General features: G+C 60.9%; 13 protein-coding genes and 1 pseudogene. 5 read left to right on the forward strand and 9 right to left on the reverse strand.

Annotation, left to right across the window (positions count from 1 at the left end; genetic code table 11):
* Positions 1-4: 4 nt before the first annotated feature.
* The 8 genes from eutC to ehuR all read right to left on the reverse strand — a co-directional run bounded on the left by eutC (position 5) and on the right by ehuR (position 7,355).
* On the reverse strand, positions 5-997 hold the full coding sequence (eutC, locus tag A3C3_RS0101885) for an ectoine utilization protein EutC (protein WP_022712923.1): 993 nt from the start codon (positions 995-997) through the stop codon (positions 5-7).
* The gene (gene eutB, locus A3C3_RS0101890; protein WP_022712924.1) at positions 994-1,995 is read right to left on the reverse strand and encodes a hydroxyectoine utilization dehydratase EutB; all 1,002 of its coding nucleotides are present in this window, start codon (positions 1,993-1,995) and stop codon (positions 994-996) included. Before eutB ends, eutC begins: the two co-directional genes overlap by 4 nt.
* A gap of 4 nt (positions 1,996-1,999) precedes the next feature.
* Positions 2,000-2,779 (reverse strand): ectoine utilization protein EutA, encoded by a 780-nt coding sequence (gene eutA / locus A3C3_RS0101895; RefSeq protein WP_028739315.1) that lies wholly within the window; start codon positions 2,777-2,779, stop codon positions 2,000-2,002.
* Between the two features lies 1 nt (position 2,780).
* Complete coding sequence (gene ehuD, locus A3C3_RS0101900; RefSeq protein ID WP_022712926.1) at positions 2,781-3,440, reverse strand: ectoine/hydroxyectoine ABC transporter permease subunit EhuD; 660 nt, start codon at positions 3,438-3,440, stop codon at positions 2,781-2,783.
* Between the two features lie 4 nt (positions 3,441-3,444).
* Positions 3,445-4,104, reverse strand: coding sequence for an ectoine/hydroxyectoine ABC transporter permease subunit EhuC (gene ehuC, locus A3C3_RS0101905; RefSeq protein WP_022712927.1), 660 nt, complete (start codon positions 4,102-4,104; stop codon positions 3,445-3,447).
* A gap of 69 nt (positions 4,105-4,173) precedes the next feature.
* Positions 4,174-5,013: an ectoine/hydroxyectoine ABC transporter substrate-binding protein EhuB gene (ehuB, locus tag A3C3_RS0101910; protein WP_022712928.1), complete on the reverse strand. Its 840-nt coding sequence runs from the start codon at positions 5,011-5,013 to the stop codon at positions 4,174-4,176.
* 50 nt (positions 5,014-5,063) lie between these two features.
* Entirely contained in the window at positions 5,064-5,849 is a 786-nt protein-coding gene (gene ehuA, locus A3C3_RS0101915) for an ectoine/hydroxyectoine ABC transporter ATP-binding protein EhuA (RefSeq protein WP_022712929.1), read from the reverse strand.
* 120 nt (positions 5,850-5,969) lie between these two features.
* Complete coding sequence (gene ehuR, locus A3C3_RS0101920; RefSeq protein WP_022712930.1) at positions 5,970-7,355, reverse strand: MocR-like ectoine utilization transcription factor EhuR; 1,386 nt, start codon at positions 7,353-7,355, stop codon at positions 5,970-5,972.
* Between the two features lie 100 nt (positions 7,356-7,455).
* Here ehuR and A3C3_RS0101925 point away from each other — a divergent pair, with 100 nt between their 5' ends.
* The 5 genes and pseudogenes from A3C3_RS0101925 to A3C3_RS0101945 all read left to right on the forward strand — a co-directional run bounded on the left by A3C3_RS0101925 (position 7,456) and on the right by A3C3_RS0101945 (position 12,741).
* Complete coding sequence (locus A3C3_RS0101925; protein ID WP_028739316.1) at positions 7,456-7,935, forward strand: Lrp/AsnC family transcriptional regulator; 480 nt, start codon at positions 7,456-7,458, stop codon at positions 7,933-7,935.
* 67 nt (positions 7,936-8,002) lie between these two features.
* Positions 8,003-8,132 (forward strand): annotated as a pseudogene (locus tag A3C3_RS46580) (non-homologous end joining protein Ku); the annotation flags it as partial.
* A gap of 619 nt (positions 8,133-8,751) precedes the next feature.
* The gene (locus tag A3C3_RS0101935; protein ID WP_022712933.1) at positions 8,752-10,248 is read left to right on the forward strand and encodes an NAD-dependent succinate-semialdehyde dehydrogenase; all 1,497 of its coding nucleotides are present in this window, start codon (positions 8,752-8,754) and stop codon (positions 10,246-10,248) included.
* 31 nt (positions 10,249-10,279) lie between these two features.
* A complete protein-coding gene (locus A3C3_RS0101940; RefSeq protein ID WP_022712934.1) occupies positions 10,280-11,659 on the forward strand; it encodes an aspartate aminotransferase family protein in 1,380 nt (459 codons plus the stop codon).
* Positions 11,660-11,670: 11 nt separating this feature from the next.
* Positions 11,671-12,741: an alcohol dehydrogenase family protein gene (locus A3C3_RS0101945; protein WP_022712935.1), complete on the forward strand. Its 1,071-nt coding sequence runs from the start codon at positions 11,671-11,673 to the stop codon at positions 12,739-12,741.
* An 82-nt stretch (positions 12,742-12,823) separates the two neighbouring features.
* Here the strand turns inward: A3C3_RS0101945 and A3C3_RS0101950 are convergent, their stop codons facing one another.
* Positions 12,824-13,057 (reverse strand): hypothetical protein, encoded by a 234-nt coding sequence (locus A3C3_RS0101950; protein WP_167378059.1) that lies wholly within the window; start codon positions 13,055-13,057, stop codon positions 12,824-12,826.
* Between the last annotated feature and the right edge of the window lie 291 nt (positions 13,058-13,348).

Consider the following 13,348-nt stretch of genomic DNA (forward strand, 5'->3'; position numbering starts at 1 on the left):
CCGGTCAGCTTTCGAATATGGTTCCGGCGTTGGCGGCCTTGGCTCGCGCAAAGGCAAGCGTGGCGATGGCGGTGTCCTGTATGCCGGTGCCGGTCAGGTCCGCGATCGTGATTTGCGTGGCGTGCGAACGGCCCCGACGTTGACCGGCTACGATCTGTCCGAGCTCCGGAAATGCCGCGTCGGCGGCAACCGTGCCTGTTGCGATCGCGTGGTGAAGTTCGCCCAGCCGGCGCGTCTGCTTCAGGCTGTCGGCGACATAGAGCCAGGCTTTGGCGATTGCGACGGGGTCAATCTCGTTCTTGTGTTCCGCATCAGAACCCATGGCCGTCACATGCTGGCCGGCCTCCAACCATTCGGCTTTCAGGATCGGCGTTTGCGAAGGCGTTGTCGTGACGATGACGTCGGCCCCAGCGACCGCATTCTTCGGGTCCGCCACCGCGGTGACGGCCAACCCAAGCGACTTCGCGAGCTGCGCGGCAACACCCTGCGCCTTGGCAAAATCGCGCGCCCAGATCCGCGCCTCGCGGATCGGCCGTACCAGCATCAGGGCCTCAAGCTGCAATTTCGCCTGCATACCCGCCCCGAAGATCGCCGCGACCTTCGAATTCTCGCGCGACAGATGCTTTGCTGCGACGGCCCCTGCAGCCGCGGTCCTCACGTCGGTCAGGTAGCCGTTGTCGAGGAGCAGCGCTTGAACAAGGCCCGTTCTGCTGGAAAGCAGCACCATCATTCCGTTCGTGCTCGCAAGCCCGATTTTGGGATTGTCGAAGAAGCCGGGACTGATCTTGATGGCGAAGCTTTCGATGCCTGGGACATAGGCCGTCTTCACATCGAGTTCGCCACGATGTTCCGGAACATCGAGCCTCAGAATCGGGGGCATGGAGACGGCTTTCGTCGCCAGCGCTTTAAAGGCGTCTTCGACGCAGCCGACCGCATCAAGATCGAGGCCGATGACCTTCCGGAGATCTGCTTCCGTCAGAATGACCATGGAGCTCATGCCACATCCTTTCTGGTAGGCGCGGTCGCGCCGTTGATCACACTTCGATGCTGCTCCATGTCGACATTGCGCCCTGACAGGATCGCAACCACCGGCCCGGTGATCTCGATCTTGCCGGCAAGCAGCGCCGCAACACCGACAGCAGCCGCTCCCTCGATCACCTCGCGTTCCACGCAATAGGCATGACGCATGCCCGCGGCGATCTCCGGTTCGCTCAGAAGAACGACGTCATCGAGCAGGTCGCGGCACATCGAGAAAGTGAGCTGGTTATGAAAGCCGATGCCGCCACCCAGGGAATCGGCAAAGCTCTCCTCTTCCTGGACCTCCACGGGGCGCCCTGCCTCAAGGCTTGCCTTCATGGCGGCACCCCGCTGCATGGTGAGGCCGATGATGCGAACGTCCGGATTGATCGCTTTCAGCGCGGCTGCGACACCAGACGCGAGACCGCCGCCCGACAGCGGCACGAGGACCGTTGCGGCCTCGGGGCAATCCTTGAAGACCTCCAGCCCGAGTGACCCCTGCCCGGCAATCACCCTGGCGTCATCAAAGGGTGGGACCGCAACCAGCCCGTCGTCTTGTACAAGACGGTCGACCTCCAACTGGGCGTCGTCCTGCGAGCGCCCGATGATTCTGACATTTGCCCCGAGCCGGCGGATCTCGGCCACTTTGTTTTCGGGAACCAGCCGCGACATGCAGATCGTCGCCGTAGAACCCGCCGCCTTTGCGGCATAGGCAAGCGCGCGCCCGTGATTGCCGGTCGAGGCGGCAACGACGCCCCGCGCCTTCTCCTCTGCCTTAAGCGAGAGCACGGCATTGGTGGCGCCGCGCAGCTTGAAGCTGCCGGTAATCTGCTGGTGTTCGAGCTTCAGGTAGACGGCTGTGCCCACGCGCTCGCTGAGTGCGTCCGACCTAATGATCGGGGTTTTGCGGACCCGGCGGGAAATGCGCTCGGACGCAAGAATGATGTCCCGGAGGCTGACTGGCAAAGAAGTGGTCATGACATCAATTTTCCGGATAAGGCATCGTCATGAGACGGGCGACTTCCGGCCGCGCTTGATCCTCGCCGCAAAGCCTCAGGCAGGCCCAGGCAGTCGCAAGATTGCTGCTGACCACCGGCTTGCCGATCTTCTGTTCGACCCTGCCTGCGACCTGGGCGGCCCGCAGCGCCGTACAGGAGATGAAGAGGGCATCGGAGCCTGGCGCAGTGGCGTCAAGCGCAAGCGCTGCGATCTCGTCCGGCGCAATCCGCGCCATCTCGCGGTCGTCGGTGAACCCAAGGCAGGTGAATCGGTCTATTTCGAAACCGAGCTCTGCAAAATAATCCGCCATCGGCCTGCTCGTTTCGACGGTGTAGGGCGTCAGGACCGATATTCTCTTTGCACCGAAGGCGCGCAGCGCGTCGACCGCAGCCGCCGTTGGCGTGACGACCGGCACGCCGGGCTTTGCAGCGGTAATTGCAGCCTCGACCTTAGCATCGCCGATGACGACCGAGGCCGACGTGCATGAATAGATGATCGCATCGAGCGGTTCGCCTGGCAGGATGAGACCTGCTCCTGACGTCAGCGAAGGCTGCATTTTCAGCAGGTTTTCCGGCGTCGTCGGATTGGCATAATGGATGCGGCTCACATAAACGCCGATGCGATCGCTCGCGACCATTCGCTGGAAGTCGACTTCCGTCGTATGGTCGGTTGCAAGGATCACAAGGCCGACGCGCTTTTCCAGGGGGCGCTCGTCCAGCCGCGGACGGCGGCTTGCGGTCAGGATATCGATCGTTGCCGTCATCTCAATCTTCCGTGCGAGCATAGCGCTCTTCGAGCCAGCGCAGCCCGATCACCGAGATCAGGCTGATCGCCAGGAAAAAGATACCGACCAGCGTCATCGGCTCGATATAGCGGTAGTTGCTGTTGGCGATGCTCTTGGCCTGGTTCATCAGTTCGAGCACCGTGATTGCCGAAAGCAGCGGCGTCTCCTTGAACATCGCGATGAAATAATTGGCGAGTGCCGGGATCATCGGAGGGATCGCCTGCGGCAGGATGACATGGATCCACGCCTGGCGCGTGGTGAGGTTCGTCGCCTTTGCCGCTTCCCACTGCCCACGCGGCACATTCTCGATGCCGGCGCGGTAGACTTCGGCGGTATAGGTCGCGTAGTGCAGGCCGAGGCCGATGACGCCGGCGACGAGTGGCGCAAGTCTGATGCTGATATCCGGCAGCACGTAGAAGATGAAGTAGAGCTGCACCAGGAGCGGCGTGCCGCGGATGAACTCGGACAAGAAGCCGACGCCGTGCGATACCGCGGTGATCGGCGAACGCCGCACAAGCGCGATCGCAAGGCCCAGGATCGCTGCAACCACCGCGCCGAGTACCGTCGCAAGGATGGTGATCTTGAAGCCTTCGATGAGCGTCGGCATGATCTGCCAGACGAAATCCCAGTCCCATTCCATCGATCTAGACCCTCATTCCGTCGAGACCGCGGCTCATGCGCCGCTCAAGCCAGCGCATCGCAGTCGAAATTGCCCAGGCCATCAGGAAGTAGAGAACGAGAATGGTCGCAAACGGTATCAGCGTATTGCCCGTCTGTGCTCGCACGACCTGCGCCTGGAAGGTCAGATCGGTCAGCGAGATCAGCGAGACGACGGCGGTGCCTTTCAGAAGTTCGATCGCATTGTTGCAGAAGGTCGGCAACATCAAGGGCAGCGCCTGCGGCAGGATGATGTAGCGCATGCGCTGGTAGCGCGACAGGTTGAGCGCGATGCAGGCTTCGGTCTGTTCACGCCCGATCGCCTTGACGGCACCGCGAACGACTTCTGCCGCATAGGCGCCGACATTCAGTCCGAGAGCAAGAACGCCTGCCTGGAGCGGCGTCAGGGTGAGCCCGGCAAAGGGCAGCACGAAATAGACCCAGAAGAGCTGCACGAAGATCGAGGTGCCGCGAAAGAACTCGATATAGGCTGTTGCAAGCGCCCGCACGGCGAAGAAGCGGGAAAGCCGCGCAAGCCCGGCCACGAATGCCATGACAAGCGCCAATGCCGATCCCATGAGCGTGAGCTTGATGGTGACGAGCGCACCTTCCAGGATCAATGTGAGGTAGCCGGACCATACCGACATCTGGACGGGTCCCTTTCAGGAGATTGAGAAACCGGCTCCGCTCGTTGGCGGAGCCGAACGTCGGCAGGCTTACTTTGCTGCGCAGAGCTTTTCGCGGCTGGTCGACATTGCGGCTGCGGCCGAGAAGCCGTAGGGCTCGATGATCTTTGCGAACTCGCCGGATTCCTTCATCTTCTTGAGCTCGACGTCATAGGCGTCGCGAAGGGCAACGTCCTGCTTGCGGAAGGCCGCACCATCGCAATAGACGGGGGCGCCCACGACCGGTGCAACCGTCTCAAGGTTCGCATCATTGGCCTTGGCCATCAGATCATGGATCGACAAAACCGGCAGGGAGTAGGCGTCGATGCGGCCATCCTGCAGCATCTTGATGCCGCTCTGGCCGTCCGGAACGACGATGACGCGATCGCGCGGCACGCCGGCCTCAAGCGCGAGTTTTTCTTCCGTGCCGCCGCCGGGTGCGCCGATCTTGGCATCCGCATTGTCGGCGATATCCTTATAGCTCTTGAGCTTCAGCGGGTTGCCCTTCTTGACGGCGAAGGCTTCGGCGTCGCAGAGCATCGGCTCCGAATAGGCGACAGCAGCACAACGCTCGGGCTTCATGAAGAGGCCGGCGGTGATCGCATCGTGGCGGCCGGCCTGCAGGCCCGGGATCATCGCGCCATATTCGGAAATCGAGGCGACAACTTCCTTGACGCCGAGGCGCTCGAAGATAACCCGTGCAACGTCGGGGGCAGCGCCCGAAACCTTCCCGTCCGCGCCGACCGACGTGAACGGCGGCTCGTTTGCGATGGCGATGCGGGCAAAGCCCTGCTCTTTCAGCTGTTCGAGATCGACGGCCTGTGCTGGCGCAATCGCTGCCGAAAGAAGTGCGGACAATGCGGCTGCACTGAAAAGAATTGTCTTTTTCATGTTCCCTGCTCCTGGTTTTCCTTGGATTATTGCTTGAGGCTGCATAGCGGTCAGATGCGATGTCCGGCCGCGATGATCTTGCGCAGGAAGGTTTGCGTCCGCTCCTGCGTCGGATTGCGGAAAATGTCGTTGGGACTGCCTTCCTCGACGATCTTGCCGCGGTCGAAAAAGAGCACGCGATCGGCAAAATCGTGGGCGAAGCCCATTTCGTGCGTGACGAGAAGCATCGTCATGTCGGTTTCCGACGCGAGGTGCTTCATGACGCTCAAGACTTCCTCGACGAGTTCGGGATCAAGCGCTGATGTCACCTCGTCGAAGAGCATGATCTTCGGTGACAGCGCAAGCGCTCTGGCGATTGCGACACGCTGCTTCTGGCCGCCGGACAATTGGGCAGGAACGCTCTTGGCCTTGTCAGCCATGCCGACCATGTCGAGGAGTTCCATCGCACGCTTTTGCGCGTCGGCGCGCTTGATGCCTTTCGTCAGCATCGGCGCAAGCGTCACGTTGTCGAGGACACATTTGTGGGGAAACAGATTGAAGTGCTGGAAGACCATGCCGATCTTCTCCCGCATGCGATGCAGGTGGCGCTCGTCTGCCGGGACAAGCTCCTTGCCGCGCGGCATGTGATAGAGCTGCTCTCCGTCGACCTCGATATGACCGCCGCTGATCGATTCAAGCGTCATCAGGATGCGAAGGATGGTCGTCTTTCCCGATCCGGACGGCCCGATGAGCGCCAGCTTCTCGCCCGGCATGACATTCATCGACAAACCGTCGAGCACAGTCAGCGGACCGTACTTCTTGACGATGTTGTCGATGCGGATGATCGGCGCCGTCATTCATCTCTCCCTGTTGAGACAGGCAACGCACTAACGATGACGGCCGATCCAAATCATGTCAATTCGCAAAATAATATCATGACAATTATTCTGGCGCTGCCCGTTTCGCAGGCAGCAGCGTCAAATCGCAAGCAGCAGCGCCTCGGGATTTCCTTGCGCCAGCGATGCGACAATGCCAAGGCCGGTGCGCAATTCGTTTTCCGTGGTCGAGCCGAGTGAGATGCGCACGGCGGGCGTCCAGCCCTGGTCGACGGTCCTGAAAGAGGTGCCGGGCGCAATCGCAACGCCACGCAGGCGGGCCTGCGACACGAAGGAATCCTCCTGGTGTGCGCCCGAAAGCGGCAGCCAGACGTGTAGGCTTTGGGGATGGGCGCGATAGGCAAGGCCCGTCAGCGTCTCTGCGGCGATCGCATGCCGGCTCTTCAGCGCCTCGCGCTGCCACCTGACAAGTTCCAGAGCCGTGCCGTCGCTTACCCAGCGGGTGGCGATTTCGGCAATCGCCGGCGTTGCCATCCAGCTCGAAACGAGATGGCGGTTGGCAACGGCGGCGACGTAGCGGTCGGGTGCTGCGAGATAACCGATGCGCAAGCCCGGTACGGTGATCTTCGTGAAGCTCGTGACATAGAGCGTGCGCTCCGGCGCAAAAGCGGCAATCGGCGGCGCGCGATCCTCCACCAGCGGACCCAGGATGTCGTTTTCGATGATCGCGATATCGTGGCGCGCTGCGACATCGGCAAGCTGCTGCCGGCGCTTGGCGCTCATCAGCGCCGCCATCGGGTTGATGACGGACGGCTGCAGAAAGACCGCCCGGATCGGGCCCTTGCGGCAAGCCTCGTCGAGCGCTTCGGGGATCATGCCCTCCTCGTCGATTGCCAAACCTTCCAGATGAAGGCCCAGATAGGTGGAAAGCGGCACGAGCGTATGGTGGCTGATTGCTTCGGTCGCAACGGTGGAGCCAGGCGGGGCAACGCTCATCAGCGCGACGGTCATGCCGGAGGTCGCACCATTCGTAAGGCAGATATTCAGCGGAGAGACGTCCAGGCCGCAGCGCGACAGCCAGTCCGCCGCAATGGCGCGGTGACGCGGAAAGACCATGTTCGGTCTGAAAGACAGCGCCGAACTTGATGGAAGATTCTCCGAAAGCCAAGCAAACGCCTGGCGCATTTTTTCAAGATGGACCTGCTCGCAGACCGGCTTGAGGATCGAAAGGTCGATCACCTCGCCGAGCCGCTCGGGCAGGTAGGGCGGTTCGGGCTCGCGCGGCTGCGTCTGCACGAAGCTGCCGCGGCCGATCTCCCCCGATATCAAGCCGCGGCGGATCAATTCGTCGTAGGCCCGGCTCACCGTCTGCACGGAAAGCTGCAGGTCATCGGCCATCTTTCGGTGCGGCGGCAGCCGGTCCCCGTCCGAAAGCTTTCCGTCGGCAATCGCCCGGGCGATCTGCTCGGCAAGCGAAAGATAGGCCGGCCGGCGAAGCTGGGAGGGATCGGGGCGCCAATTTGTCATGATTTAAACACTGGTGAAAATCAGTTCAATTGACAATGGCAAAATGCGCTCCCATTGTCTTTTCCTCACCTTTGGAATGATTTGCGCAGCCGGGAATGCCATGAAACTCGACGCCATCGATCTGCGTATCCTCGACGCCATTCAGCGTGACGGACGCATCACCAAGCTGGCGCTTGCCGAAAAGGCCGGCCTCTCGCCGACACCGTGCTGGATGCGGCTTAGAAAACTGGAAAAGGCAGGCATCGTTACCGGCTATCATGCCCGCGTCGCGCTTCGCCGGATCGCCCCGGTTGCCAGCGTCATGGTGGAAGTGACGCTCGCCAATCATCGCCAGAGCGACTTCGAGCGCTTCGAACGCGTGATTGCGACGATTCCGGAAGTCATCGGCTGCTGGTCGGTGGGCGGCGGGATCGACTATTTCTTGAAGATCGCAGCACCCGATATAGACGCCTACCAGCGGCTGATCGATGACCTGCTTGACCGTGAACTCGGCATCGAGCGCTATTTTACCTATATTGTCACGAAGACGGTCAAGGACGAGACGGTCCTTCCCGTTGGCTCTTTGATCGGTCGAGCGTGAGCAATCCTGGTTAGAGGGCGATGGGTATCGGCTGGATGTGAGCGAGCATCGGCAGCAGCCTCGGCCAGATCCGCTCGGATCGGAAGCGTTCTCGATCATCTGCGATGCGATGAAGGCCGACAAAGTGGTCGGCGCCTCATGCCTGGTAATTGGTCGACGCGAGCGAGCAGTTGTCCTTGAGCCACGGACGAAGGGATCGAGGGGATGGAACCCTAAGCCTCTGCAGGTGTTAAGAACGGACAAGCAAGTGATTGCTCAACTCAAACAGGGGATTTCCATGAATAATCTCATTTGGCTTGTCGGCGCCGTCGTCATCGTAATTGCGATTTTGAGTTTCTTCGGCCTTCGCTGATCGCAGACGTCGGTGATGTGCGGCGGCTCAACCACGCCATCTCCGGCATGCGGAAGCCTGCCGCGCGCACCGGCGTAGAGTTGGCCTGCCGGTGCTCATCAAACATGGTGACGATAGGCGAAGGTTTATCTCTGGCAGCCTCGTCAGGAACTGGCCCGGCATCGGGCGCTTGTCCGCTCGAATTTCGGGGCCTCCCAAAAAAGGCAAGCCTGCTGCTGGCGGCCTTTGAAATGGCGTCCGCTTGATCGCGGTTCTCCCTTGAAGTGGCGTGTATCATGTCCTTCAGCCGATCATAGCTGATAGCCCTGCCCCGTCTCGGATTGTCATGCGCAGACCGGCGCGTAGATAGATCAGCCGCGGCACGCCAAAGCCTTAGTCAATCTCTCTCTTCTGGCCATCGGCAATGGACAATTTCTCGCCTCCGCCTGTGGGAGACTTGCCCGTCGGCAATGAGGAGATAAATCATGACCGCGGTTTTTGCCCGCCCCGATTTCCACACTGCGCTTTCACGCCTCAAGGACAGGCATCTGCTGCGTGATCTTGCCTATATCGGCGGACGCTGGTCGGCGGGCGACGCCGGCAAAAGCTTCGAAGTCACCGATCCTGCTTCCCGAACAACGGTTGCCTGGGTGGCAAGCCTTGGCGCGGACGAAACGGCAACGGCGATCGACGCGGCGGCGCGGGCAATGCCGGCCTGGCGCGCCATGCTGCCGCAGCACCGGGCTAAAATCCTGCGCAACTGGTTCGATCTGATCCTGGCATCAAAGGAAGATCTCGCCTTGATCATGACGCTCGAGCAGGGCAAGCCGCTGTCGGAATCCTTGGGCGAGATCGACTATGCCGCCTCTTTCGTCGAATGGTACGGTGAGGAAGGCAAGCGGCTGAATGCCGAAAACGTCACCAGCCACCTTTTGGATGCTGAGATGATCGTCCGCCGCGAGGCGCTCGGTGTCGTCGGTATCGTCACGCCGTGGAACTTTCCGTCCGCCATGATCACGCGCAAGGCTGCGGCAGCACTTGCTGCGGGCTGCACCGTCGTTGCCCATCCTTCATCCGAGACCCCGCTTTCGGCACTCGCACTTGCCGAGCTTTGCGAGCGCGCCGGGATTCCGGCGGGCGTATTCAATGTTGTCACCGGTGATGCGGCAACCATCGTCGGCCGCATGTGCGAGGACGAGCGCATCAGGGCGATGAGCTTCACCGGCTCGACCGGGGTCGGCAAGCTCATTGCCGCTCAATGCGCGTCAAGCATGAAAAGACTGGTGATGGAGCTTGGCGGACATGCACCGCTTATCATATTCGACGATGCCGACATCGAGCGTGCGGCCAGAATTGCCATCGACGCCAAGTTCGCCACGTCGGGCCAGGATTGTTTGGCTGCCAACCGCATCTTCGTGCACCGCTCAATTGCCGATCGCTTCGCTGAAGCATTTGCACGCCACATCAAGGCACTGAAAGTGGCAAATGGCCTTTCGGCGAACGCCGATATCGGCCCGCTGATGCACGAACGTGCGATCGTCAAGGTCGAGGAACAGGTCTGCGATGCACTGAAGCGCGGAGCCAAACTGGTCACCGGCGGTAAACGTCACGTCGCCGGCCAACTGTTCTTCGAACCGACGCTGCTGACAGATGTTCCTGCCGATGCTCTCATCATGCGCGAGGAAACTTTTGGCCCCGTGGCAGGCATCAGCGTCTTCGACACGGAAGACGAAGTGATCACAAAGGCGAACGCCACCGAATACGGTCTCGTCGCCTATGTCGTCACGGACAATGGCGCCCGGCAGATGCGCCTTGGACGTGCGCTCGAATACGGCATGGTGGCGATCAACCGGGTGAAAATCACCGGCGGTCCCATTCCCTTCGGCGGCTGGAAACAATCCGGACTTGGGCGCGAGGGCTCGAGGCACGGCATCGAAGCTTTCACCGAGCTCAAATATCTCTGCATCGACACGGCCGCCTGAGGCCCTTCATTTTAACATCAAGGACAATGCCATGCTGGAACGAAGCAACGAACTCAACGCCTGGGACCGGGATCATTTCTTCCATCCCTCCACTCACATGGGCATGCACGCGCGTGGCGAGACGCCGACGCGGGTGATCGGCAGCGGTGAAGGCGTCTACATCACCGATACGAGCGGCCGCTCCAGTCTCGATGCCTTTGCCGGACTTTACTGCGTCAATGTCGGCTACGGCCGGCAGAAAATCGCCGATGCGATCGCCGAACAGGCAAAGAGCCTTGCCTACTATCACGCCTATGTCGGCCATGGCACGGAAGCATCGATCAGGCTGTCGAAGATGATCATCGACCGCGCGCCCGAAGGCATGAGCCGCGTCTACTTCGGCCTTTCCGGGTCCGATGCGAACGAGACGAACATCAAGCTCATCTGGTATTACAACAACATCCTAGGCCGCCCGGACAAGAAGAAGATCATCTCTCGCTGGCGCGGTTATCACGGCTCGGGTGTCATGACAGGCTCGCTGACGGGGCTTGAACTTTTCCACAAGGCTTTTGACCTGCCGCGCGCGCCCATTCTCCACACGGAAGCTCCTTATTATTTCCGCCGGCCCGACCGCTCGATGGACGAGGAACAGTTTTCGCAATTTTGCGCCGACAAGCTGGAGGAGATGATCCTTGCCGAAGGTCCCGAAACAATTGCCGCCTTCATCGGCGAACCCATCCTCGGGACAGGCGGCATCGTTCCGCCGCCCGCCGGATACTGGCAGAAGATCCAGGCCGTGCTGGGAAAGTACGATATCCTGCTGGTTGCAGATGAGGTGGTGACCGGTTTCGGCCGCTTGGGCACGATGTTCGGCTCGGACCACTACGGCATGAAGCCGGACCTGATCACAATCGCCAAGGGCCTCACCTCGGCCTATGCACCGCTTTCCGGTACGATCGTTTCCGACAAGGTCTGGCAGGTGCTCGTCCAGGGCTCCGATCAGATGGGGGCGATTGGTCATGGCTGGACCTACGCCGCACATCCGATCTGCGCCGCCGCTGGGATTGCCAACCTGGAACTGATCGATGAGCTTGATCTCGTGGGGAATGCCGGCGAGACCGGCGCCTATTTCCGCTCGGAACTGGCAAAGGCCGTCGGCGGTCACAAGAACGTTGGTGAGGTGCGTGGAGACGGGTTGATGGCGGCTGTTGAGTTTGTTGCAGATCGGGACGATCGCAAATTCTTCGATGCTTCCCAAAAGATCGGTCCGCAGGTGGCCGCTGCACTGCTGGAGCGCGGCGTCATCGGCCGCGCCATGCCGCAGGGCGACATCCTCGGTTTTGCGCCGCCGCTTTGTTTGACCCGGGGCGAGGCCGATACTGTGGTCAAAGCTGCGGCCGAAGCCATCGACAGCGTCTTCAAATCCATCTGAAGGAGTGTGAGATGACCCTTGTTCCGAAGACGATGGCAGCCGTACAACTCGTCGGTCATGGCGGGCTCGACAAGCTGGTCTATAACGAATCCGCTCCTGTCCCGAAGCCGGGCGCAGGCGAAGTGCTCATCAAGGTCACGGCCTGCGGCATGAACAACACCGACGTCTGGGTCCGCCAGGGCGCCTACGGCACCGAAGACGATCCGTCGGCCGTCTCCACCTGGCGCAGGAAGGGCAATACGCTGACGTTCCCCCGCATCCAGGGGACGGATGCTGTCGGCCATATCGTCGCGGTTGGCGCCGGCATCGACGCAAAACGGATCGGTGAGCGTGTAATGGTCGATTTCTCGATCTATAATCGCGAAGACGACAGCCTTGCCGACATCGACTATATGGGTCACGGCCGGGATGGCGGCTATGCCCAATATATGGCGCTGCCTGCGCAAAACGCCCATATCGTCGATACCGATCTTACCGACGTCGAACTTGCAACCTTCTGCTGTGCCTACCTGACCGGAGAACGGATGCTTGAGCGGGCGCGGCTTGCTGCGGGCGAACACGTGCTGGTGACGGGGGCATCGGGCGGTGTCGGATCGGCGATCATCCAGCTCGCAAGAGCGCGCGGCGCAATCCCGATTGCGATAGCTGGTCCTGGCAAGGAGCAGGCTGTGCTGGACATCGGCGCAGAAGCAGTCGTCACACGCGGCGGCGATGATCTCGTCGAAGCCGTCGATCGGGCATCAGCCGGCCGGCCGATCGACGTCGTGGCCGATCTCGTCGCCGGATCGATGTTCAACGATCTTTTGAAGATCCTACGCCCCGAAGGCCGCTATACGACGGCCGGTGCGATCGGCGGGCCGGTGGTTCAGCTCGACTTGCGGACAATGTACCTGAAGCAACTGGAGTTGCATGGATCGAGCCAGGGTACGCGCGCCGACTTCCGTCGGCTCGTCCGCTATATCGAGGACAAGAAAATCCGGCCCCTGGTCGGCGGCGTCTATCCGCTATCGGATTTCCATCGGGCTCAGACGGACTTCATGGCAAAGAACTTCATCGGAAAGCTCGTCGTCGTCCCCGACTAAACGAGATTTGCGGCCTGGACCCGGCGCCGCAGCTCTCGCTTTCGGCGCCGGCCGCTCCAATTGTGACTTGCCCGCAGCGCTGTCACATGGCTGGGACGAATTTCCAAAACACTCCTTCCTGGCGATCCGTATAATACTTGAACTCGCACTCAAACTTCCGGCCGTAGGCTTTGGCAGCCTTCAGGCATTGGTCGCTGACCGGGTTCATCCCTGTATCAGGGGCAAACCAGTCCTCAAGCAGATCGTCCGGCACATACGTACCGATGCGCAGCGGAAGAGTGGCGAGTACAACGTCCATTTCATTTGGCACCATGATCAAAGCCTCCTTTTTTCGGATTAACCGCGGTCGGATGAACCGGTTCCATGCTGCCTTCCACTACATCCCGCAGACCGCATCATGTCAACGAAACCACTGCCCGGACCGGCTTTGGCGGGCACCTTTCGACACTCCTCTGGACCGTTGCGGCGTTAGCAGGCGACCGCCGATGACATCAACGGTGCCAAGCGACCGTACCAGCCGGAATTCCTGATGTTACGATGGTCTAAACCACCGCGAATACGCTTCGAGAAGCCGACAACGTGCTGCTCCATACCGCCGTCAATAATA

This window comes from Rhizobium mongolense USDA 1844 (assembly GCF_000419765.1).
Taxonomy (GTDB): Bacteria; Pseudomonadota; Alphaproteobacteria; order Rhizobiales; family Rhizobiaceae; genus Rhizobium; species Rhizobium mongolense.